The organism is Microbacterium sp. NPDC059771, from assembly GCF_042732495.1.
GTDB lineage: Bacteria > Actinomycetota > Actinomycetes > Actinomycetales > Microbacteriaceae > Microbacterium > Microbacterium sufflavum.
In genome coordinates, this window is record NZ_JBHWHK010000002.1 from 348,495 (window position 1) to 369,840 (window position 21,346).

The window sequence follows — 21,346 nt, forward strand, 5'->3', positions numbered from 1 at the left end:
TTCTCTGGACGATCTGCGGTGAATGCAAGACCGGGTGATGCGTATCGTCCGGGGGATTCGAGAAGACTGAGGGCGGGTCGACACCCGGCCCGATCGAACAAAGGAGCATCCCGTGCCCAATGTCCCTCTCATCGACCGTGACGCCGCCACCGGACCCGTCAAGGACCAGCTCGACCAGATCGGTGCCGCGTTCGGCGCCGTCCCCGCCATGTTCCGGGCCGTGGCGAACTCCCCGGCCGCGCTGACCAGCATGTGGAGCGCGTTCGGCGCCTACGGGGGCGGTTCGCTCGGAGCCGCGCTCAGCGAGCAGATCGCGGTGGCCGTCGCCAACCGCAACTCGTGCGGCTACTGCCTCGCGGCGCACACCGCGCTGGGCAAGAAGGCCGGGCTCTCCGCCGACGCGCTCGCCGCGGCGCAGGAGGGCACCTCGGAGGACCCGCGCACCGCGGCCCTGCTGACCTTCGCGCTCGCGGTGGTCGAGCAGCGCGGGCAGGTGAGCTCCGCCGAGGTCGACGCCGTGCGCGCCCAGGGCTGGAGCGACGAGGAGATCGTCGAGACGATCGGCCAGGTGGCGCTCAACCTGTTCACGAACTACGTGAACCTCGCGCTCGACGTGCCGATCGACTTCCCGACGGTGCCGCTGCGTCGCGCCGCGTGACGACGCGGGAAGGGGCCGGATCCGCGGGGGATCCGGCCCCTTCTCAGTGCGCGGGCTCGACCTCGTCGAGCCAGGTTCCGATCGCCGTACGCGCGCGGTGCTCGAGTCGGGGGCCGTGCGCGGCCGCCTGTCTCCGGATCGAGCGGGGGTCGATGCCGCGGTGGTGCAGCTCGTGCGCATGGCCGATCAGCCAGCGCTCGATCGTGCGGTGGTCGGCCTCGACGTGGAACTGCAGCCCGAGTGCACGACCCCGCGAGAACGCCTGGTGCGGGAAGCCGGGCGTGCGGGCGAGGTGGCGCGCGCCCGGGGGGATCTCGAAGGCGTCACCGTGCCAGTGCAGCACGGGCTCGCCGTCCAGCGCCGACAGCGGTGAGGTGCGCCCGTCCGGGGTGAGGTCCACCGGCGCGTACCCGATCTCGACGCCGCCCGTCGGGGCGACCCGAGCCCCCAGCGCCTCGGCGAGCACCTGGGCGCCGAGGCAGATCCCGAGCGTGGGACGGTCCGCCGCGAGTCGTGCCGACAGGGCGTCCTTCGTGGGGGCGAGGAACGGGTAGCGGTCGTCGTCGTACACGCCGATGGGGCCGCCGAGCACCACCACCAGATCAGCCGAGGCGACCTCGGCCCGGTCGAGTTCGTCGACGCCGGCGTCGTGATACCGGACGCGGTAGCCGCGCTCCTCCAGCAGCGGCGCGAGGATGCCGAGGTCTTCGAACGCGACATGGCGCAGAGCGAGGGCGGTGCGCGTGGGGGTCGATGCGCTCATGGGTCTCCTGGTCGGGTGGGAGTCGCGGTCAGCCGAGTGCGGCGAGGGCGTCGTCGATCACGCTCACCGCCGTGTCGAGCTGCGCGTCGGTCGTGGTGAGCGTGGGGAGGAAACGGATGACGTTGCCGTCGCTGCCCGCGGTGAGGAGCAGGATGCCTCGCTGCGCGGCGAACTCCGCGATGGCCGTCGCGGCACCCGCGAGGGGCCGCGTGGTGCCGGGCTCGCTCAGCTCGAACGCCTGCATCGCCCCGATCCCGCGGACGTCGCCGATGATCCGGTGGCGCGACGCCAGCTCGGTCAGCCGTGCCCGCAGGTGCGCGCCGATGCGGTCAGCGTCGTCGAAGAACTCGCCCTCCGCGAGCTCGTCGAACACCGCGACGGCCGCGGCGATCGACACGGGGTTGCCGCCGAACGTGCCGCCGAGTCCGCCGGGGTCCGGTGCGTCCATGATCTCGGCGCGGCCGGTCACTCCCGCGAGCGGCAGTCCGGCCGCGATGCCCTTCGCGGTGAGCACGATGTCGGGCACGAGGCCGAAGTGCTCGCTTGCGAACCAGGTGCCCGTGCGGCCCAGGCCGGTCTGGATCTCGTCGGCGATGAAGACCACGCCGTGGCGCGTGCACCACTCCTGCAGCGCGGGCAGGTAGCCGTCGGCGGGCACGACGAAGCCGCCCTCGCCCTGGATGGGTTCGGCGATGACGGCGGCGAGGTCGCCCGCGCCGATCCGCTGCTCGAGGTAGCCGATCGTGCGGGCCGCCGCCTCGGCGCCGCTCAGGCCGTCGCGGTACGGGTAGGAGTTGGGGACGCGGTGCACATCGGGCGCGAACGGGCCGAAGCCCGCCCCGTACGGCACGGCCCGGTGGTTCATCGCGAGCGCCAGGTTCGTGCGGCCGTGGAACGCGTGATCGAGAGCGGCGACGGCGCGGCGGCCGGTGTGCCTGCGGGCGATCTTCACGGCGTTCTCGACGGCCTCGGCGCCGGAGTTCGCGAGCATCGTGCGCTTCTCGTGGTCGCCGGGGGTGTGCGCGGCGAGCAGCTCCGCGAGGTGCACGTAGCCCTCGTAGGGGGTGACCGTGAAGAGGGTGTGGGTGACGCGGTCGAGCTGATCCGCCGCCGCGGTGACCGCCGCGCGGTTGGTGTGCCCGATCGTGGTCACGCCGATGCCGCTGCCCAGGTCGAGGAAGCGGTTGCCGTCGACGTCGGTGACCCACGGACCGTCGGCGTGCTCGATGTAGACCGGCAGCACGCTGCCGACGCCGCGGGGCACGACGCGCAGGCGCCTCTCGTGCAGCGCGCGACTGCGGGGGCCGGGCACCTCGGTGCGCAGGCGCGGGGTGATCAGGGCGGTGTCGGAGAACAGGCCGGGCACGGTCATGGGCGGACTCCTTCGGAGGGAGGGCGACGGCCGGCGGGCGCGCGGCGTGACTCGACGCTATGTTAGATTTTGGCCTATGTCAAAGTCAGTCGACGAGGAGAACACCTCCGCCCGCTACCCCACGGCCACCACCGTCGCCGACTTCCGAGCCAACGTCGCCGCCGTCCGCGCGCGCATCGACGCCGCCGCCGACCGCGCCGGGCGCGATGCCGCGAGCGTGCGGCTGCTGCCGGTCAGCAAGACCGTGCCGACCGAGCGGGTGCGCATCGCGATCGACTCCGGGCTGCGGCTCCTCGGCGAGAACAAGGTGCAGGAGGCCGTGCGCAAGCACCGTGAGACGGAAGACCTCGACGTCTCGTGGGCGATCATCGGACACCTGCAGACCAACAAGGCGCGCGATGTCGCCGCGTTCGCGCACGAGTTCCAGGCACTCGACCGGCTCCGGGTCGCCGAGGCGCTGGACCGAAGGCTGCAGGCGGCCGGTCGCGGTCTCGACGTGTTCGTGCAGGTGAACACCTCCGCGGAGGACTCGAAGTTCGGCATGCCGCCCACGGAGCTGTCCGGGTTCCTGAAGGCACTGCCGGTGTACTCGTCGCTGCGGGTGCGCGGGCTCATGACGCTCGCGATCCTCACCCCGGACGAGACCAGGGTGCGCGCGTGCTTCCGCGTGCTGCGCGAGCTCCGCGACCGCGCCAGGGCGGACGATCCCGACCTGATCGGCGACGGGGAGTTGTCGATGGGGATGTCGGGCGACTACGAGATCGCGGTCGAGGAGGGGGCGACGTGCGTGCGGGTCGGGCAGGCGATCTTCGGCGCGCGCGCCCTGCCCGACAGCTACTACTGGCCGGAGGGCTGACGCGGCCCCTCGTCGTCGGTCCGGAAGCCGGCCGCCTTGTGAGTGCCGTCGCAGAACGGCTTCACGGCGGACAGGCCGCAGCGGCACAGCGCGACCGTGCGGCGGCCGGGGTCGATCAGCGCGCCGTCCGCGGACCGCAGCTCGATGTCGCCGCGGACGAGCAGGGGCCCGTCCGGGTAGGGGGTGACGGTGACCGGCTCGTCGCGACCGCTCATGACGACTCCCGCCCGCGCAGCGCCGAGGCGCCGGCCGCCCAGGCGTCGAGCATGTGCTGTCCCGCCCAGCCGTCCACGGTGAGGCACGCGGCGGCCCCGAACACGATGTCGCCGAGCACCTCGGGGCGGTCCTCCGCCAGGCTGCCGGCGAGGTCGCGCGCGGCGATCTGCTCGTGCACCGCGTCGGCCTCCACGTGCTCGTCGAAGTAGGCGGCCACCTCGTCGGTGAAGCCGAGGCGCCGCAGCCCGTCCGCGTAGAAGCGGCACGGGATCGACGACGTCATCTCGTACGCGGCGAGGTGCCCGACGATCGCGCCGACCAGCCGGCGGTTGAGCCCGAACAGGGTCATCAGATTGTGCGAGGCGAGCGTGATCGCGGGGGCGTCGTCGACGTAGGCGCCGTACGTGTCGTCGAGGTCGGCGGCCCGCATGGCCCTGGCGTACAGCTCCGCGTGCACGCGCTGCGGCCGGCCGCCGCCGTACTCGTCCGACTGGATCTCGACGAGGGCCGCCTTCGCCCGACCGGTAAGACGCGGGATCGCCCACGAGTGCGGGTCGGCTTCGCGCAGCGTGTAGATCGAGCGGAGGATCAGCGACTCCTCCGCCTGCTCCCGCGTGGCCTTCTTGGCGATGTAGCGCGCCACGCTCGGTCCGGTGTCGGCGGCGGCGAGCGCGAACAGGGCCCGGCCCACCGCGTCGACCGTCGGCTCGGGCAGCTCCGGCACCGGCACGGTCTCGCGCAGGGCCGCCTCGAACGCGTCTTCCAGGAGGCGGCGGGCGGTGATGACGCCCGCGTCCCACTCCCGCGATGCGTCGAGCGCGGGAAGCGATCCGTACGACGACGCGTACAGCACGAACAGGGCGAGCTGGATGTCGTCGTCGCGGACGACGTCGGTGGTCTCGGCCACGGCGGTCGCCGCGAGCTCCGGCAGGTCGACGCTGTCGTCGCCGTGGACGAGGCAGGACAGCACGGCGGCCGACAGCGGGCCGCGCGGGGAGAATCCGACGGCGGTGTCGGTGTCGAGGGTGGAGACGGTCATGTGGAGGGGCTCCCATCGGATCGATCACCGGCATCATCGCGCGAGCGCGCGAACGGAGCCAGAGACTTGACGCCGAGCCGTCGGGGAGGCATGCAGCGACCGCGCTCCTGCGCGCGGACGTCTCGTGCTCTCAGCCGCGACCGGGCACGGGCGGGGCCGGAGCCGGGGCGCCCTCCGCGGAGGCCGTCGGGTCTTCGGACGGGTTGCGACGGATGCCGATCCACGACACCACGCCGCCCAGCACCAGGAGCGCGGCCGTGACCCAGGCGGCGCTGTGGAAACCGTCGAGGTCGAGGGCGCCGCCGACGATCGTCGACAGCATCGCCACCACCAGGAGCCCGGCCACGCGCGAGACCGCGTTGTTCACGGCCGAGGCGATGCCCGAGTGGTTCTCGTCGATCGCGCCGAGGATCGCGGCCGTCAGCGGAGCGACCGTGAGCGAGAGGCCCAGCCCCATCACGACCATGGCGGGAAGCACCTGCCACCAGTAGTCGAACTCGGCGGACACGGTCAGCAGCATCAGCGCACCGGCCGCCATGATCAGCGGACCGATCGTCATGAAGATGCGCGGACCCCAGCGCCCCGCCCACCCTCCCGCGCGCGAGCTCACCAGGATCATGAGGATCGTCATCGGCAGGCTCGCGAGACCCGCGGCGGTGGCACTGAGCCCGGCGCCCTGCTGCAGGTACACCCCGACCACGAAGCCGTTGAGCGAGAGCGCGGCGTACACGAACAGCGTCGCGAGGTTGCCCCAGCCGAAGTCGCGCACGCGGAACAGCCACAGCGGCATGAGCGGGGCGGCCGAGCGGCGCTGGCGCAGCAGGAACGCGGCGAACAGGGCGGCGCCCGCGACCGCGGGGATCCAGATCGCGGGCGAGCCCCATCCGAGGTTGGGCTGCTCGATCAGGGCGAACACGACCGCGCCGAGTCCCACGGCGCACAGCGCACCGCTCCACCAGTCCACCCCGACGCCGCGGGGCCGCTCGGGCAGCTGGAGCCGAGCGAGCAGCAGCAGCGTGACGCCGATGGGCAGCACGTTGATGAGGAACACGAACCGCCACGACAGGAAGTCGACGAACAGGCCGCCCAGCAGCGGCCCGACGAGCTGTGCCGCGGTCGTGAAGGCCGTCCAGACGCCGATGGCCCTCGCCTGCACGTCGCCGCGCATCGTGGCCGTGATCAGCGCCAGGGAGCTCGGCACGAGCAGGGCACCGCCGCGCCCTGGGCCGCGCGGGCGACGATCAGCATGAGCGGGTCGACCGCCGCGGCGACCGCGATCGAGGCGATGCCGAACGCGATCAGGCCGATGCGCATGACCACCACCCGGCCATACGCGTCGGACAGCGACCCCGCCAGCAGGATCAGCGCGCTCAAAGTGATGAGGTAGGCGTCGACCACCCACTGCTGCGTGGTGATGCCGCCGCCGAGCTCACGGCTGATGGCGGGCAGCGCGACGTTCACCACCGTGCCGTCGAGGAAGGTCACGAAGGACGCGAGCACCGCGATCGCGATGACGAGCCGCTGGAGGGGGGCGAAGGAGGCCACGAGCCGACCCTACTCCCGGCCGCGGACGCCGGGGCGGGTCAGGCCGACGCGGTCGCCGTCCCCGCGCGGAGCAGTTCCGTGAGCCCCTCGCGACCGCCGTCGCGGTAGGCGGTCCGCTGCCGCTCGGCGCCGGTTCCCTCCGCGCGCAGGCGTCCCAGGGCCTCGTCGACCGCGGCCTCGTCACCGAGCTGCTGCAGCACCGGGCGGATCTCGGCGAGCAGGCCCTCCGCGACCGCCCACGCGTCGGCGACCTCGCCCGACAGCGGGTCGACGATGCGCGCGCCCATCCCGGCCCGCGCCGCCGTCCACACCGACGCGTCCAGGGCGTCCATGCGTTCCTCGGCCAGCCGCTGCTCGGTGCTCAGCGCGATCGCCCGGCACAGCAGCGCCGACAGCACGGCATCGTCGGCGGTGAGCTGCGCGTCGGCGATCCGTGCCTCGACGGTGGGGTATCGCTCGGACAGCCGCACCGCCCACGACAACGAGCTGGCCTCGCCGATCGTGCCCAGGGCGAGCAGTTGCCCGACCCGGGCGCGGTAGTCGTCGAGGTCGTGGAACCGCGGCGGGCACCACGATGAGGGCAGTCGACGGATGAGCATGCTCCGCCAGCTCGCGAAGCCCGCGTCGAGGCCGTGGGCGAACGGGCTGTTGGCGCTCAGCGCGAGCAGCAACGGGAGCCAGCCGCGCAGGCGGTTGAGCGCGCGCACCCGTTCCTCCTCGTCGAGCACCTCGACGTGCACGTGCAGGCCGTTCACCTCGTGCTCGCGCGTCAGGTGCGCGAGCCGCCGGGCCACGTCGTCGTAGTGCGGTGACGGGGAGAGCCGGGGCGAGCGCGCGGTGGTGAACGGGCTCCCGGTCGGGGCGGCCACCGCGTGGAGGGCGCGTGCGTGCTCGCCCAGCAGGCCGCGCAGGCCGCGCAACTGGCGTCGCGCCGCCTCCGCGGTCGACACCGGCTCGGTGAGGCACTCGAGCTGCGACGCCAGGTACTCCGTGGTCACCCGCCCGGTCAGCGTGCGGTCGCCGATGCGCTCCAGGATGTCGCCGGAGAGGCCGACGGGCAGCAGCGAGTTCTCATCGAGCAGGAGGAACTCCTCCTCGATCCCGAAGCGCGCCATCCCGCCTCAGTGGTTGCGCAGAGCGGAGATGAGCTCCGCCTTGCGCTTCCCGCTGTAGCCGGTCAGTCCGATCTCCTTGGCCCGCTTGCGCAGTTCGGCGACCGTCCAGTTCTCGTAGTCGCCGTGCTTGCCGCCCCGGCGGCCGACCGTGCTGCGGCCGTCCCTGGCGGCGGCGTTGGAGATGCGTGCGGCCTTCTCCTTCGAGGCCCCGTCGTCGCGGAGCTCTTCGTACAGCTCCGGGTCCTTCAGGGAGTTGTTGCGTGCTCCTGGCATTGCTCTGCTCCTTCGCGCACTCGGAGGGTGGAAGTCAACCCCCTCGAACGAGGGTGTCCGTGCGGTCTAGCGTGAGGGCACCGCAGTCGGGCGCCCGCGCCCCCAGAGAAGGGAAAGACCGATGAACATCCTCCTGATCATCGTCATCGTCATCGCCGTGATCCTCGCGATCACCGGAGGACTGGTGCAGTCGCTCCAGTTCCTGCTGTGGGTCGGTCTGGTGCTCCTGGCTATCGCCGTGATCGCCTGGCTGATCCGAGCGATCAGCGGCAGCCGCAAGGTCTGACCCGTATGCGGAGGGGGAGGCTCGCCGGTCCGGCGGGCCTCCCCCTCTTCGTGGGATCAGCGGGGCGGGATCAGCGGTCGAACGCGTCCCGGACGCTGTCGCCGGCCTTGCCTGCGGCGTCCTTCACGTTCTCGCCGGCCTGCTTGGCGTCGGCCTTCACCTGATCCGCCTGGCCCTCGGCCTCGAGCTTCTCGTTGTCGGTGAGCTTGCCCACGCCCTCCTTGACCTTCCCGCCCAGCTTCTCGGCGGAGTTCTTCATGTCGTCTGCGCCACTCATGTGGGGCTCCTCTCCTCGGCGGATCGATTGCTCTCCGAGCCTCGCACCGGCCGCGACGAGGGTCCACGGGATTGACAATCGCTCCCTGCCGTGTCAGCGTTCCGCCCCCATCGACGCGAGCCCCCGCAGCGGCTAGCCTGGCGCCAGGCGGGTGGTCCTGCCCGCTGTCCTCGACGAAGGGAGCGGAGCCCGATGGACGCGACGATGATGGGCGCGATGTCGAAGAGCATGGAGTCCATGCCCGACATGGCGATGATGGACATGGCGGTGCTGCAGGCCTGCATGGACGCGTGCGCCGCGTGCGAGCAGGCGTGCACCGTGTGCTCGACGCAGCTGATGGACTGCGCGCCCGCGTGCATGAACTGCGCCGACATGTGCCACACGATGATGCGGTCGATGCTGCGGATGCAGGGCATGACCCCCGCGACGATGATGGCGATGCTCGACGCGTGCATCGCCATGTGCCAGATGTGCATGGACGAGTGCATGCAGCACGCCGATCACAGCGACGTCTGCCGCCTCTGCGCGCAGGCGTGCCAGGCGTGCATGAACGCGTGCATGGCCGTGCGCGACATGATGATGGCGAGCGCCTGACCCGGCAGGACGGTCGCCGTCAGACGGTGGCGACGTTGAAGCGCGCGTCTCCCACGGCCAGCACGCCGTAGGGGAGGTGGAGGGCGACGGGGGTGCCGACGGCCGCTTCGAGCGCGGCGCCGGAGCCGTTCCACAGCGCGTGCGCGGTGCCGTCGAGGGTGCGCACGACCAGGTCGCCGGTCACCGGATCGGCGGACTCGACCAGCGCGTCCGCCCAGTCGGCGGGTGTGGCGGCGGCCAGGCGTGCCTGGATCAGGTGCAGCGCGTGTCCCGGTGCGATCGAGGAGCAGCGGCCACCCGCGCGGCACATGCACGTCGCACGCTCGCTCACCTCGAGGGGTGACAGGCGGTGGGGCGACGTGGACACGGTGGTCTCCTTCGGTTCGGCGTTCCGGCCACAGTAGGCGGCGCGGGCGGCGGGACGCGAGGGCGGGCGACATCGGGCGAAACAATCGGGTGTAGGCTCGCCGGGTGCTGTCGTCGATGAGCGCCCTCGGGGCGCGGAGCGGAGCCGCAGGCGCGTTCAGCGCCGCGGGCAGAGGCTGAGGACCGGCCGGAGGCGGAACCCCCGTCCCCGGTGCTGCACCGTACCCGGCTCCTGTCCGGGGTCCTCCACCTGAACCGACTCGCCGCACGGCGACCGTCCGAAAGCACACACCCATGCGTCCCCTCGACGAGCGCGACATCCGCGCCTCCTTCCTCAACGCCTCCCGCAAGGAGGTCTCCGACCTCACCCTGCCCGCCGGTTTCGCCGACATCGACTTCGATCGGCTCGATTTCCTCGGCTGGACCGACCCCAAGCAGCCCCGTCGCGCCTACGTCGTGACCTGGGTCGACGATGCCCCGGTGGGCGTGCTGCTGCAGCGCGCCGAACAGCGGGTGCTCGCCCGCGCCCAGTGCTCGTGGTGCGAAGACGTGACCCTCCGCAACGACGTGCAGCTGTTCGTCGCCCGCAAGGCCGGTCCGGCCGGACGCAAGGGCGACTCGGTCGGCGTGCTGGCCTGCGCCGGGTTCGAGTGCAACCGCTCGGTGCGGATGCTGCCGCCCCTCGCGTACCAGGGCTACGACCGGGAGCTCGCGCGCGACCTGCGGATCATCCGGCTGCAGGAGCACGTCACCGGGTTCCTGGCCGAGGTGGCCGGGACCGCCTGAGGCCGTGGGCGGCGGGCCGGTGCGTCCTCAGCGCCGGTCCGCCACCGCCGGATCCGGAGTGTCCGCCCGATCCACCCCGGCCGCCGTGACGGCGCGCACGTGCGCCAGCGCCGGCGCGGACAGCTCGGCCGAGAGCGCCGTGAACCGCTCCACGCTGCGGGCGCCGGGCCAGTCCGCCGGCAGCATCGACGCGGGCAGCCCGGGGTCGGTGTAGGGCAGCACGCGCCACCGGTCGAGCAGGTGCACGTACGCGGCGAACGGCTCGGGTGGCAGCGTGCTGAGCGACGCCTGGAAGGCGAGGTGCTCCGTCCGCAGCGCACCCAGGTCCCACCACTGCGCTGCCGCCTCCACGAGGGTGCCGGCGGGAGCGGGGGCCACGGCGTCGAACAGCGTCGCCCACTGCCGCGCGCCGAGCTCTTCCAGGATCTGCGTCGCCTCGTCGCGCAGGTGACCGGGGCAGATCCACAGGGCGGGCGACACCACGCCCGCGCCGATCCACTGCAGCCGGCGACGCAGCTGATGCCGCACGCTGCGGGCGCTCTCCGGGATCGAGAACGACACCAGGCACCACGGGTCGGTGTCGCCCATCTGCCGCATGGTGAAGATGCGCCGGTCGCCGCGCTCCAGCATGGGCAGCGCCTCCGGGTTCAGGCGGTATCCCGCGGTCTCGCCGCGCTCGGCCAGCAGCAGCCCCTTCTGCTTCAGGCGCGTCACGCCCGTGCGGGCCTGGGCGGCCGGGATCCCCAGCTCGCCCGCGAGGTGCACGAGATGCGCGGCGGAGATCCAGCCGCCGAGGGGCCGCAGATACAGCCCGATCAGCGTCCGCAGCAGCGACGCCGTGCTGCCGGGGCGGGCATCGATGTCGTCGCGCACGCCGGTCGGCGCCGCCTCAGTCGTCATCGGACTCCAGGGCGTCGCGCACGGCCAGCACGCCCGTGATCGTCTCGACGTGCGAGGTGCTGAGCGGGGAGAGTCCGAGGCGGATGCCGTCGGGGAAGCGGAAGTCGGGGATGATGCCGTCCGCCCAGAGCCGGCGGGTGACGTCGCGGAAGTCGGGGTGGCCGATCGTCACATGCCCGCCGCGTCGCGCGGAGTCGCGGGGGCTCAGCAGCCGCACGCCGAGCGGGGCGAGCACCTCGTCGTACGCGCGCACCGCGAGATCGGTCAGCGACTGCGACTTGGCCCGCACCCCCGCGATCGTCGACTGCTCGATCAGGTCGAGCATCCCCTGCATCGCGAGCATCGAGGTGACGGGCGGCGTACCGCTGAGCAGCTGCCGGATGTCGCCGCTCGGCACGTACTCCGGCCCCATCGCGAAGATGTCCTCCGCGCTCCACCACCCCTGGATCGGCTGCCGGAGCACCCCCTGCAGCCCGTGGCGGAGGTACGCGAACGCGGGGGAGCCCGGGCCGCCGTTCAGGTACTTGTAGGTGCAGCCGACCGCGAGGTCGACGCCCCACGCGTCCAGCTGCATCGGCACGACGCCGGCCGAGTGACACAGGTCCCACATCATGAGCGCCCCCGCCTCGTGCGCCGCCGCCGTGATGCCCGGCATGTCCGCCAGCGCGCCCGAGCGGTAGTCCACGTGGCTGAGCGACACGAGCGCGGTGCGGTCGGACACCGCGGCCGTCACGTCGTCCACCGTCACGCCGTGCACCGGGTCGGGTTCCAGCCAGCGGATGGTCAGCCCGGTCTCGGCGGCGACGCCCTCGGCGAGGAACCGGTCGGTGGGGAAGTTGCCCGTCTCGATCACGAGCTCCGTGCGGGCGGGGTCGGCGGCGGCCGCGGCGCGCATGAGCTTGTAGATGAGCACGCTGGTCGAGTCGGCCACGACGGTCTGCCCGGTGGCGGCTCCGAGCGCGACCTCGCCGATGCGGTCGCCCAGGCGCATCGGCAGTTCCATCCACCGCTCGTCCCACGAGCGGATGAGCCGGGTGCCCCAGTCCTCGCGCACGAACGCGGCGAGCTTCTCCGGCATGTCCCGCAGGGGGCGGCCGAGGGAGTTCCCGTCGAGGTAGGCCGTGACCCCCGGCGCCTCGGCGAACGCGTCGAGGTGCGCGGCGAGCGGGTCGGCCGCGTCGAGGGCGCGGGCGGCGTCGAGCAGGGCGGCGTCGGAGGAACGGTCGGTCATGTCACACCTTCAGGTCGGCGGCGGTCAGCGGGCGGGCGTCGAACGGATCGGTCGAGCCGTCCGGGAGCAGGAGCAGCAGCGCGCCGGGCTGCCGCGGGTCCACGGGGGCGAGGGCGCGCAGCAGGGCGGCGTCGTCGAGCCCCGCGCGGCGGAGGGCGTCGAGCTCGGCGGGGTGGAGGTCGACCGGGGTGGGGCCGTTGCCCATGTCGGTGCCGTAGAGCACGGTGCCCCCGGCGGCGTGGAACCGTCGCACGTTGTCGACGGCGATGCGCAGGGCGGCGGGGTCGTGGATCGCGAGGGTCGAGATCCAGGACACCGAGGCCGCGTGGCGGGCGACCTCGGCGTCGTCGAGGCGCTCGGTGAACGGCGCGTGCGCGAGGCGGGTGGCTCCGAGGCGTGCGGCCCGCTGCGCCTCGCCGGGGCCCTCGGCGTGCACGACCACCGGCAGGCCGTGCGCGTCCGCGCGCTCGACGATCGCGTGGACGAGCGCGTCGGCGAACACCGGACCGGCCGTGCTGTTGCCGGCGACCTTGAGGAGGGCGACCCCGGCGGCCGCGAGCTCATCGACCGCGGCGACCGCGGCAGCCTCGTCCGCGACCTCCCGCACCGATCCCGCGGGGGCCCAGTCGCGGTCGGACGGGTAGCCGCCGGGCGGGGTGAGGAACGCTCCGGCGTACCGGACCTCGACGGCGTGATCGGGGGTGGCCGAGGTGTGCACCGCGAGCTCACGCAGCACCGCGGTGTTCCCGCCCAGGTCGTCGACCCGGGCGAGGCGCGAGGTGCGCAGCAGGGCGTGGTCGACGAGCTGCAGGTGCACGTGGTGGTCGGTGAAGCCGCCGACGACCCCGCCGGGGACGCGGGGGAGGCCGGGGGCCGGAGTCTCGGCGCGGAGCCGCACGTGTTCCGCGGTCGCCTCGACGACGCCGTCGCGCCACCGGGTGCCGTCGAAGTACGTCGCGGCGTGCATCTCAGCCGCCGATCTCGGTGCGGACGGTGTAGAGCTCGGGGAAGAACGTGAGGTCGAGGGCGCGCTGCAGGAATCCGACGCCGCTGGAGCCGCCCGTGCCGACCTTCATGCCGATCGTGCGCGACACGGTCTTGAGGTGCCGGAACCGCCAGAACTGGAAGTTGTCCTCGAGGTCGACCAGGTCTTCGCACGCCTCGTACAGGTCCCAGTGCGTGCCGGGGTCCTGGTAGATGGCGCGGATCGCGGGGACCAGCGCCGGGGTCTCGCGGTAGGGCTCGCGCACGTCGCGGTCGAGGATCTCGGCCGGAACGGGCAGTCCGCGGCGGGAGGCGTAGCGCAGGAACTCGTCGTACAGCGTGGGCTTCTCCCACTCGGCGGTGAGCAGCGCCAGGTTCGCGGGATGGTCGCGGAAGACGCCGAGCATCTTCTCGTTCTTGTTGCCCAGCGCGAACTCCACGGCGCGGTACTGCACCGACTGGAAGCCGGACGAGGTGCCGAGTGAGCCGCGGAACTGCGCGTATTCGGTCGGGGTGAGGGTGGCGAGCACGGACCACTGCTGCGTCATCACGTCTTGGATCTTCTTGACCCTGGCGATGCGCTTGAGGGCTTCACGCAGGTCGTCGGCGGCCAGCAGCGTGCGCGCGGAGGACAGCTCGTGCAGCACCTGCTTGAGCCACAGCTCGGTGGTCTGGTGCTGGATGATGAACAGCATCTCGTCGTGGTGCTCCGGCTGGCTCACGGGGTGCTGTGCGGTGAGCAGCTGATCCAGGGCGAGGTACGAGCCGTAGGTCATCCGTCCGGTGAGGTCGGTGACGATGCCGTCTTCCAGGGCGCGCTGGTTCTCCGGGTGCATGCGGAAAACATATCACTTCCGTGGCGACCGTCACAGGAGTGAAATGTTCTCAGCGGGTGGTGTGCTTCCCCAGGAACGCGATCGTCTCGTCCAGAGCGGTCCGGGCATCCGGCAGGTCGAGGTGGAACTGGTACTCGTGCGGCAGGGCGGGCTCGTGATCCATCGGCCAGAACAGCGTCGTCACCTCCACACCCAGGGACTCGAGGCGCTTCGCCATCGGGATCGACTGGAGCCAGGTGAGACCGTCGCCGTTGCCGCCGGAGATGTAGGTGGCGGGGAAGTCCGCGGTGACCCAGTCGAGCGTCGACATCGTCGACCCGGTGGAGTCCTCCGCCCAGGTCTTGGTGCCCGAGTACGCCCACATCGCGGTCTTGAGGCCCCAGCCGGCGATGCCGTCGAGCTCGGCCAGGGCCGCGAGGTCGTACACGCCGCAGTTGAGGATCGTGGCGGCGAGCTGGCCGGCCTTCAGCGACGGGTCGATGCCGACGATCTCGGCGTAGTCGGGGTTGGTGATGAGCGCGGCCATCTGGCTGGCGAGCTGGCTGCCGGCGGAGTCGCCCGCGAGCACGATCTGGTCGGGGTCGATGCCGAGTTCCGCGGCGTGCTCGTCGATGTAGGCGAGGGCCTGGTCGAGCTGCCGCACGGCGAGCGGGTACACGCCCTCGGGCCCGATCCTGTAGTTCACCCCGACGGTCGTGTAGCCCTCGGCCGCGAGGATCCGGAGGTACGGGTCGACGTTCTCCTTCTCGCCCGAGATCCAGGCGCCCCCGTGGATCCACACCACGGTCGGCAGTGGACCGTCGGCGTCGGCCGGGCGGAACACGTCCATCGTCGTGTCGGTGCCCGCGTCGCCGTACGCGATCCCCTGCTGCACGTCGAGCGCGGTGTCGGGCACGTGCTTGTCCATCTCGGCGGCGGTCTCGTCGCCGCCCTTCGTGAACACCGCGCGGATGACCATGGCGGACGGCCAGGGGGTGAGGCTGCTGATGAGGGCGACCACGGCGGCGACGGCCACCACGATCACCACGATCACCTTCGTGCGGTGCCAGGGCTTCCGGGCCTTCGTGGGGTGGACGGACTCTCCGGTGTGCGCATCGGTGCTCATGGACCCTCCCGGCAACAGTGTGCCAGTATTCCGGCTGGTCGAATCGCCGGTGCGGGCGGGTGTGTCCTGGCGCCCCGTGCGATCGCGGCCGTCCCTGCGGGCCCGGGCCCGGGGAGGGGCTCAGCGGGAGAGGCCGCCGATGAGCAGCCGCAGGCCGTAGGCGTAGGCGCGGTCGACGTCGCCGCCCAGGCGGAAGGCGCCCGCGAGCTCCATCTGCAGGAACCCGGTCGCCCAGGCGGTGAAGAGCCGGGCGGCGTCGAGGGCGTCGTCGTCGCCGACCGTGGCCGCGCACGCCCGGATGACCGGTGCCGCCGAGCGCTCGAGGGCTTCCTGCGGCACGGGTGCGGCGAACATCAGCCGGAAGCCCTCGGGGTGCGCGTGCGCGAAGGCGCGGTAGGCGGTGGCGAGCTCGGCGAGGTCGTCGCCGGCCCTCTCGAGGCGCTCGCCCAGCGCGTCGACCGTGGCGGTCGCCACCGCGGCGAGCAGTGCCTCGCGATCCTTCACGCGCTTGTAGAGCGAGGGGGCGCGCACGCCGACGCGCGTCGCCACGGCCTGCATCGTGAGGCCCGAGGGACCGGACGCCTCGAGGATCTCTCGTCCGGCGGTCACGATCGCGTCGGTCGTGGTGCGTTCGGGGGTCGGCATGCATCCTCCAGTGATGGCTATTGACAGTAGCCATCATAGCTACGTATCGTAGCTATCGCAATCATCCGAGAGGACCCGCCATGCAGCTCGCCCCGCACCTCCACCGCCTCGGCAACGACATCGTCGCCTCGTACCTGATCGACCTGCCCGAGGGCATCACGCTCATCGACGCCGGTCTGCCCGGACACTGGAAAGACCTGCAGCACGAGCTGTCCGCGATCGGTCGTCCGCTGTCCGACGTCCGCGGTCTCGTGCTCACCCACGGCGACAGCGACCACATCGGGTTCGCCGAACGCCTGCGCCGCGAGACCGGCGTGCCCGTGATCATCCACGCCGCCGACGCCCACCGCGTGCGCACGGGCGAGAAGCCCCGGACGCCGATGGGGCCCGCGCGCCCGCTGCCGATGCTGGGCTTCCTCGCCTACGGCCTGCGCAAGAACGCGCTGCGCACGCCACACGTGACCTCCGTCGTCGAGGTGGAGGACGGTGCGGTGCTCGACCTGCCGGGTGCCCCGGTGGTCGTCGGTCTGCCCGGCCACTCGCCCGGCAGCATCGCGGTGCACGTGCCGGCGGTCGACGCGGTGTTCGTGGGCGACGCGCTCACCACGCGGCACGTGCTCACCGGGCGCGAGGGTGCCCAGCCGGCTCCCTTCACGGATGCACCCGCAGAGGCCCTGGCGTCGCTGGACCGGCTGGCCGCGCTCGACGCGTCGTGGGTGCTCCCCGGGCACGGCGCTCCCTGGCGCGGCTCCCCGGCCGACATCGCCGCCGCCGTCCGCGCCGCCGCCTGACCCCGTCCGCTCCGGTCGCGGTGCCCCGGTCGCGGTGCCCCGGTCGCGGTGCCCCCGGTCGCGGTGCGGATCGAAAACACGCCCGGGTGGGACTCGCGCGGCCCGTTTTCCACCCCGCACCGTCTAGGGGGCGGGTTCTGGATCAAAAAGGGTCCGGGGGGTGCCCCGGGCGGTGCGTTTTCCACCCCGCACCCGCGCCCCGCACCGCACCCACGCCCCGCGCGCGCCCGCGAGCACGCGGGGTCAGCGCGACAGGAGGGCGGACGTCTCGGCGACCGTGATCTGCGGCGGGTAGAGGCTCATGACCTGCACCGCGGCGGCGTGGTTCTCCGCCGTGGAACCGGCGCAGGCGTCGGCGGCGACGGTCACCAGGGCCCCCGCGTCCGCGGCAGCGAGCGCCGTGGAGATCACGCAGCAGTCGGTGGACACGCCGGCCAGCACCACCGGCGCGCCGTGTCCCACCACCGCCTCCAGCTCCGCGCCCCACTTGCCGAACGTGGGTAGGTCGAGCGTCGGGTGCGGGGACAGCCCGCGCGCCGCGGGAACCAGGTCGAACAGTGCGTCGTCGGCCGGGCGGTCGGCGAAGGGCCACGCGGCGAAGTAGTCGCCCCAGGAGGTGGAGCGGTCGGCCGTGGGCAGCCACCGCGTCACCAGCACGCGGTCGCCGAACGCGTCGGCGAGCCGCCGGATGTTGCCCATCGCGTCGTCGAAGAACGGCGACCCCCACGCGGAGTCGGGCGAGGCGAAGATGTGCTGAGGGTCGATCACGACCAGCCAGGCGTCCCGTGAACCCGGGCCGGCGGTCGTGGTCACGCCGCCTCCTGCCGCCGGATCTTCCCCGCCCTGGCGAACCAGGTCACGACGAACGACAGCACGAGCGCGAAGAACACCCCGAGGTTGGCGTACGCCCAGTCGCCGTCAGCGCCGCCGACCAGGAACAGCAGATACCCCTGCCAGTTGTTCCACGGGGCGGCCTCGGCGAAGCCGTTGAGCACGAATCCCCAGCCGATCACGCTCGCGACCACCAGGGTGACGATCGAGGTCCAGTCCCAGGCGCCGTAGCGGCCGCGGCTGTCGAACAGCGCCTGCTCGTCGTAGTCGGCGCGGCGGCGGAGGATGTCGGCGATCAGGATGCCGGCCCAGGAGGCGAGCGGCACGCCGAGCGTGATGAGGAAGCTCTGGAACGGGCCGAGGAAGTCGGTCGCGAAGAACACCACGTAGATCGTGCCGAGCGTGAGGATGACCCCGTCGATCGCGGCCGCCGACGGGCGCGGGATGCGGATGCCGAGGCTCAGCAGGGTCAGGCCGGAGGAGTAGATGCCCAGCACGGCGCCCGACACGAGCGCGAGGACCGCGGTGAGCAGGAACGGCACCAGCACCCAGAGCGGGAGGATGCTCGCGAGCGCGCCGATCGGGTCGGCCGCGATCGCCGTCAGCAGGTCGTCGTCGGAGCCGCCGAGCAGCAGGCCGAACACGACGAGGATGACCGGCGCGACCGAGCCGCCGATCGTGTTCCAGGCGACGATCGCGCCGTCGGAGGCCGTGCGCTTCTGGTAGCGCGACCAGTCCGCGGCGATGTTGATCCAGCCCAGGCCGAACCCGGTCATCACCATCACGAGTGCGCCGATCACCTGCCCGATGCCGCCGTCCGGACGCGCGAGCACCACGCCGAGGTCGATGCTCGGGATCGCGAGGACGATGTAGAGCACGGTCACCACGCCGGTGACCCAGGTGAGCACCGACTGCAGGCGCATGATCGTGTGATAGCCCAGCACGGACGCCGTGACGATGAGCGCGGCCACCACGACGGTCGCGACGATCTTGAGCCACAGGCTGTCGCCGTCGCCGCCGAGCTGCGTGATCACGGTCGCGGTGGCGAGCACGGCCATGATCGCCAGGAACGTCTCCCAGCCGATCGAGGTGAGCCAGGAGACGATGCCGGGGATCTTCTGCCCCTGCACGCCGAACGCCGCCCGCGAGAGCACCATGGTCGGCGCCGAGCCGCGCTTGCCCGCGATCGCGATCAGCCCGCACAGCAGGAACGACACCACGATGCCGATCACCGACACGAGCGTCGCCTGCCAGAACGAGATGCCGAAGCCGAGCACGAACGAGCCGTACGACATGCCGAACACCGACACGTTCGCGGCGAACCACGGCCAGAAGAGGTCGCGCGGCTTCGCGGTCCGCTCGGATTCGGGGATGATCTCGATGCCTGCGCGCTCGATGAGAGCCGGCCTGATGTCGGTCATCTGCTCATGATGGCACTGCTGCGCCGGTGCGGGGCTCAGCCGGCGAAGAACGCTCCGGCCACGCGTGTCAGGTCGTGCAGGTCGCTCACGCCGGCGAGCTCCCGCGCCGAGTGCATCGACAGGATCGGGATGCCCACGTCGACCGTGCGGATGCCCAGGCGCGTCGCCGTGATCGGTCCGATGGTGGAGCCGCAGGGCACGCCGTTGTTCGACACGAACTCCTGCGTGGCGACGCCCGAGCGCTCGCACCACTCCCGCCAGGCGGCGCTGCCGACCGCGTCCGTGGCGTAGCGCTGATTGGCGTTGAGCTTGAGGATGGGGCCGGAGCCGAGCACCGGCTGCACCACGGGGTCGTGGCGGCCGACGTAGTTGGGGTGCACCGAGTGACCCACGTCGCTCGACAGGCACCACGACGCGGCGTAGGCCCGACGGCGGGCCGACGCGTCGGCGCCCAGCCCGTCGTAGACCCGCTCCAGCACGTCCTCCAGGAACGGGCCGGCCGCGCCGGAGCGCGACTCCGACCCGAGCTCCTCGTGGTCGAACGCGGCGAGCACCGCGATCGGCGCACCAGCGGCGGGCTCGTGCGCCTGCAGCGCCACCACGCCGGCGTGCACGGAGGCGAGGTCGTCCAGGCGACCGGAGGCGAAGAAGGCGCTGTCCTTGCCGAACACCGCGCCGCGTGCCGCATCGGCCACCACCACGTCGTAGCCGCGGATGTCAGACACCGACACCTCGGCGGAGGCCGCGAGCTCCGCGAGGATGTCCGCCTCGGACGGGTCGCCCAGTCCCCACACGGGCTGCGTCTCGGTCTGCTTATCGAGCGCGAGGCCGTTGTTCACGCCGCGGTCGAGGTGGATCGCCAGCTGCGGCAGTCGCAGCAGGGCACCCGTGTCGGCGAGCACGACGCGGCCGTCGGCGAGGGCCAGGCGACCGGCGAGGCGCAGCTCCCGGTCGAGCCAGGAGTTCAGCAGCGGGCCGCCGTAGACCTCGACCGCCGCCTGCAGCCACCCGCGGACACCGGTCGTGGGCTGCGGCTTGAGCTTGAAGCCAGGGGAGTCGGTGTGGGCGCCGAAGACCTGCACGGGCGTGGTCGCGGTGGCGTCGGCGGGGACGACCCAGGCGATCGCGGCTCCGTCGCGCACCACGACGTACCGCCCGCCCGCGGCGGACGGCCACCCGTCGTGCTCGTCGAGCCGCGTGAACCCGGCGTCCTCCAGGCGACGGGCGACCTCGGCCGCGGCGTGATAGCTGGAGGGGGAGGCGGCGACGAAGTCGGCGAGGTCCTCGGCGTGGGCGAGAGCGACCGGGGTGACGGGCATGGGCATGACCTTCCTGCGCGGGGTGTCTTTCGAGCGTAGTCGCGACCGGCGTTCCCCTCCGGTTCACCTCGGACGGCTAGGGTGGTCCCGATAGCGCCTAGGGTTCCGGGGTCCGCACCCGTCTGGTCCGAGCGGCGCCACGGTCCGCTCCCGTGAGCGGGCCGTCATCTGACAGGACAAAAGCCCGGAGGACCCTGTTCGTCGTGCCTGCGCCGAACGGAAGGGTCTGTCGTGTCCCCACTCGCCTTCGTCCTGGTCCTCGGTGCCGCCGTCGCCCACGCCGCCTGGAACGTGATCGCGCACGGCATCCGCCGCGCCGGCTCACCGTTCCTGTGGTGGGGCGCGGTGGCCAGCACGGCCGTGTGGATCGGGGCGGTGCCGTTCACGGGGGGCCTCGGCACGTCCGACCTCGCCTCGTTCGCCCTCGGGGTGGGTGTCTCGGCCGTGCTGCACGTGGTGTACATGGCGGTGCTGCAGCGCGGCTATCGCGAGGGCAGCCTGTCGACCGTGTATGCGACGGCGCGCGGGACCGGTCCCTTCCTGTCGGTGATCGTCGCGGTGGTGCTGCTGGGGGAGCGGCCGTCGGGCATCGCACTGGTCGGCGTCGCCGCGGTGATCGTCGGCGTGGTGGCAGTCGGGCTGGTCGACCGGGGGAGCGGCGGAGGGCGGGGCGTCGACCTCGGCCTGGTGTTCGGGCTGCTGACGGGCGTGGCGATCGCGGTGTACACGATCTGGGACACGCATGCGGTGCGCACGTGGAGCCTGTCGCCGGTGGCCTTCATGGTGGGCACGACCCTGCTGCAGGTGCCGTTCTACTCGATCGCGGTCCGTCGCCGCTGGCCCGCGGTGTGGGCGCTCGGGCGTGCCCAGTGGCGCCGCATCCTGGCGTTCGGTGTGCTGTCGCCCCTGTCGTACATCCTCGTGCTGTCGGCGATCCAGATCGCTCCGGTCGCGCTGGTCGCGCCGTTGCGCGAGGTGAGCGTGGTGCTGGTGAGCCTGTTCGGCGCGGTCGTGCTCAGGGAGTCGCGGCCAGGGTGGCGGGTGGGCGCCTCGCTCATCGTGCTGACCGGCATCGTGCTGCTTGCGCTGTGACCCCCGCGGTTCCATTCTGGAGATGGCGCGGGGTGGAAGAACGAC

General features: G+C 72.4%; 24 protein-coding genes and 1 pseudogene. 7 read left to right on the top strand and 18 right to left on the bottom strand.

Translation table 11 applies throughout. The features are described 5' to 3' along the window. Positions 1 to 112 precede the first annotated feature (112 nt). Positions 113 to 658, top strand: coding sequence for a peroxidase-related enzyme (locus tag ACFV3I_RS15470; protein WP_136034809.1), 546 nt, complete (start codon positions 113 to 115; stop codon positions 656 to 658). 43 nt (positions 659 to 701) lie between these two features. Here the strand turns inward: ACFV3I_RS15470 and ACFV3I_RS15475 are convergent, their stop codons facing one another. Further along, on the bottom strand, positions 702 to 1,421 hold the full coding sequence (locus tag ACFV3I_RS15475) for a glutamine amidotransferase (protein WP_206252764.1): 720 nt from the start codon (positions 1,419 to 1,421) through the stop codon (positions 702 to 704). Between the two features lie 28 nt (positions 1,422 to 1,449). Then, entirely contained in the window at positions 1,450 to 2,793 is a 1,344-nt protein-coding gene (gabT, locus tag ACFV3I_RS15480; protein ID WP_378802783.1) for a 4-aminobutyrate--2-oxoglutarate transaminase, read from the bottom strand. Between the two features lie 76 nt (positions 2,794 to 2,869). On the opposite strand from gabT, the gene ACFV3I_RS15485 reads away from it, so the two are divergent. Beyond that, positions 2,870 to 3,649, top strand: a complete 780-nt coding sequence (locus tag ACFV3I_RS15485) for a YggS family pyridoxal phosphate-dependent enzyme (protein ID WP_378823517.1) — start codon at positions 2,870 to 2,872, stop codon at positions 3,647 to 3,649. Here ACFV3I_RS15485 and ACFV3I_RS15490 read toward each other — a convergent pair. The 5 genes and pseudogenes from ACFV3I_RS15490 to ACFV3I_RS15510 all read right to left on the bottom strand — a co-directional run bounded on the left by ACFV3I_RS15490 (position 3,631) and on the right by ACFV3I_RS15510 (position 7,837). Then, positions 3,631 to 3,864, bottom strand: coding sequence for a CDGSH iron-sulfur domain-containing protein (locus ACFV3I_RS15490; protein ID WP_136034818.1), 234 nt, complete (start codon positions 3,862 to 3,864; stop codon positions 3,631 to 3,633). The genes ACFV3I_RS15485 and ACFV3I_RS15490 overlap by 19 nt on opposite strands. Further along, positions 3,861 to 4,904: an iron-containing redox enzyme family protein gene (locus tag ACFV3I_RS15495; protein WP_136036666.1), complete on the bottom strand. Its 1,044-nt coding sequence runs from the start codon at positions 4,902 to 4,904 to the stop codon at positions 3,861 to 3,863. The genes ACFV3I_RS15490 and ACFV3I_RS15495 overlap by 4 nt, the downstream gene beginning before the upstream one ends. A gap of 130 nt (positions 4,905 to 5,034) precedes the next feature. Further along, a pseudogene (locus ACFV3I_RS15500) lies at positions 5,035 to 6,449 on the bottom strand (MFS transporter). A gap of 38 nt (positions 6,450 to 6,487) precedes the next feature. Then, the gene (locus tag ACFV3I_RS15505; RefSeq protein ID WP_378823519.1) at positions 6,488 to 7,564 is read right to left on the bottom strand and encodes a YbdK family carboxylate-amine ligase; all 1,077 of its coding nucleotides are present in this window, start codon (positions 7,562 to 7,564) and stop codon (positions 6,488 to 6,490) included. Between the two features lie 6 nt (positions 7,565 to 7,570). Then, positions 7,571 to 7,837 carry a Rho termination factor N-terminal domain-containing protein gene (locus ACFV3I_RS15510; protein WP_378823521.1) on the bottom strand — a complete coding sequence of 89 codons (267 nt, stop codon included), beginning with the start codon at positions 7,835 to 7,837 and terminating at the stop codon, positions 7,571 to 7,573. A gap of 121 nt (positions 7,838 to 7,958) precedes the next feature. Here ACFV3I_RS15510 and ACFV3I_RS15515 point away from each other — a divergent pair, with 121 nt between their 5' ends. Then, positions 7,959 to 8,123 (top strand): hypothetical protein, encoded by a 165-nt coding sequence (locus tag ACFV3I_RS15515; RefSeq protein WP_017829325.1) that lies wholly within the window; start codon positions 7,959 to 7,961, stop codon positions 8,121 to 8,123. Between the two features lie 70 nt (positions 8,124 to 8,193). Here the strand turns inward: ACFV3I_RS15515 and ACFV3I_RS15520 are convergent, their stop codons facing one another. Then, positions 8,194 to 8,400 (bottom strand): CsbD family protein, encoded by a 207-nt coding sequence (locus tag ACFV3I_RS15520; protein WP_136034830.1) that lies wholly within the window; start codon positions 8,398 to 8,400, stop codon positions 8,194 to 8,196. A gap of 192 nt (positions 8,401 to 8,592) precedes the next feature. Between ACFV3I_RS15520 and ACFV3I_RS15525 the strand changes: the two genes are divergently transcribed. Next, on the top strand, positions 8,593 to 8,994 hold the full coding sequence (locus ACFV3I_RS15525; protein ID WP_136036669.1) for a hypothetical protein: 402 nt from the start codon (positions 8,593 to 8,595) through the stop codon (positions 8,992 to 8,994). A 19-nt stretch (positions 8,995 to 9,013) separates the two neighbouring features. On the opposite strand, the gene ACFV3I_RS15530 is transcribed toward ACFV3I_RS15525, so the two are convergent. Then, entirely contained in the window at positions 9,014 to 9,361 is a 348-nt protein-coding gene (locus tag ACFV3I_RS15530) for a hypothetical protein (protein ID WP_136034834.1), read from the bottom strand. 293 nt (positions 9,362 to 9,654) lie between these two features. Between ACFV3I_RS15530 and ACFV3I_RS15535 the strand changes: the two genes are divergently transcribed. Next, positions 9,655 to 10,146: an FBP domain-containing protein gene (locus ACFV3I_RS15535; RefSeq protein WP_136036670.1), complete on the top strand. Its 492-nt coding sequence runs from the start codon at positions 9,655 to 9,657 to the stop codon at positions 10,144 to 10,146. Positions 10,147 to 10,173: 27 nt separating this feature from the next. On the opposite strand, the gene ACFV3I_RS15540 is transcribed toward ACFV3I_RS15535, so the two are convergent. The 6 genes from ACFV3I_RS15540 to ACFV3I_RS15565 form a co-directional block, all read right to left on the bottom strand. Continuing rightward, positions 10,174 to 11,046: a PaaX family transcriptional regulator C-terminal domain-containing protein gene (locus tag ACFV3I_RS15540; RefSeq protein WP_378823523.1), complete on the bottom strand. Its 873-nt coding sequence runs from the start codon at positions 11,044 to 11,046 to the stop codon at positions 10,174 to 10,176. After that, complete coding sequence (locus tag ACFV3I_RS15545) at positions 11,036 to 12,277, bottom strand: kynureninase (RefSeq protein WP_378823525.1); 1,242 nt, start codon at positions 12,275 to 12,277, stop codon at positions 11,036 to 11,038. Before ACFV3I_RS15545 ends, ACFV3I_RS15540 begins: the two co-directional genes overlap by 11 nt. A gap of 1 nt (position 12,278) precedes the next feature. Beyond that, positions 12,279 to 13,244: an amidohydrolase gene (locus ACFV3I_RS15550; protein WP_136034843.1), complete on the bottom strand. Its 966-nt coding sequence runs from the start codon at positions 13,242 to 13,244 to the stop codon at positions 12,279 to 12,281. Position 13,245: 1 nt separating this feature from the next. Then, positions 13,246 to 14,097: a tryptophan 2,3-dioxygenase gene (locus ACFV3I_RS15555; RefSeq protein WP_136034845.1), complete on the bottom strand. Its 852-nt coding sequence runs from the start codon at positions 14,095 to 14,097 to the stop codon at positions 13,246 to 13,248. A gap of 49 nt (positions 14,098 to 14,146) precedes the next feature. Further along, positions 14,147 to 15,202, bottom strand: coding sequence for an alpha/beta hydrolase (locus ACFV3I_RS15560; protein WP_378823529.1), 1,056 nt, complete (start codon positions 15,200 to 15,202; stop codon positions 14,147 to 14,149). 120 nt (positions 15,203 to 15,322) lie between these two features. Further along, complete coding sequence (locus ACFV3I_RS15565) at positions 15,323 to 15,847, bottom strand: TetR/AcrR family transcriptional regulator (protein WP_378823530.1); 525 nt, start codon at positions 15,845 to 15,847, stop codon at positions 15,323 to 15,325. 80 nt (positions 15,848 to 15,927) lie between these two features. On the opposite strand from ACFV3I_RS15565, the gene ACFV3I_RS15570 reads away from it, so the two are divergent. After that, positions 15,928 to 16,638 carry an MBL fold metallo-hydrolase gene (locus ACFV3I_RS15570; RefSeq protein ID WP_378823532.1) on the top strand — a complete coding sequence of 237 codons (711 nt, stop codon included), beginning with the start codon at positions 15,928 to 15,930 and terminating at the stop codon, positions 16,636 to 16,638. A 243-nt stretch (positions 16,639 to 16,881) separates the two neighbouring features. Here ACFV3I_RS15570 and ACFV3I_RS15575 read toward each other — a convergent pair whose 3' ends face one another. The 3 genes from ACFV3I_RS15575 to ACFV3I_RS15585 are packed head-to-tail and all read right to left on the bottom strand — an operon-like array spanning position 16,882 to position 20,209. Next, on the bottom strand, positions 16,882 to 17,451 hold the full coding sequence (locus tag ACFV3I_RS15575; RefSeq protein WP_378823534.1) for a cysteine hydrolase family protein: 570 nt from the start codon (positions 17,449 to 17,451) through the stop codon (positions 16,882 to 16,884). After that, positions 17,448 to 18,890: a cytosine permease gene (locus ACFV3I_RS15580; RefSeq protein WP_136036452.1), complete on the bottom strand. Its 1,443-nt coding sequence runs from the start codon at positions 18,888 to 18,890 to the stop codon at positions 17,448 to 17,450. The genes ACFV3I_RS15575 and ACFV3I_RS15580 overlap by 4 nt, the downstream gene beginning before the upstream one ends. 35 nt (positions 18,891 to 18,925) lie before the next feature. Further along, positions 18,926 to 20,209 (bottom strand): M18 family aminopeptidase, encoded by a 1,284-nt coding sequence (locus ACFV3I_RS15585; protein WP_136036456.1) that lies wholly within the window; start codon positions 20,207 to 20,209, stop codon positions 18,926 to 18,928. Positions 20,210 to 20,440: 231 nt separating this feature from the next. Here ACFV3I_RS15585 and ACFV3I_RS15590 point away from each other — a divergent pair, with 231 nt between their 5' ends. Beyond that, positions 20,441 to 21,301 (top strand): EamA family transporter, encoded by an 861-nt coding sequence (locus tag ACFV3I_RS15590; RefSeq protein ID WP_378823537.1) that lies wholly within the window; start codon positions 20,441 to 20,443, stop codon positions 21,299 to 21,301. The last annotated feature ends 45 nt before the right edge of the window (positions 21,302 to 21,346 follow it).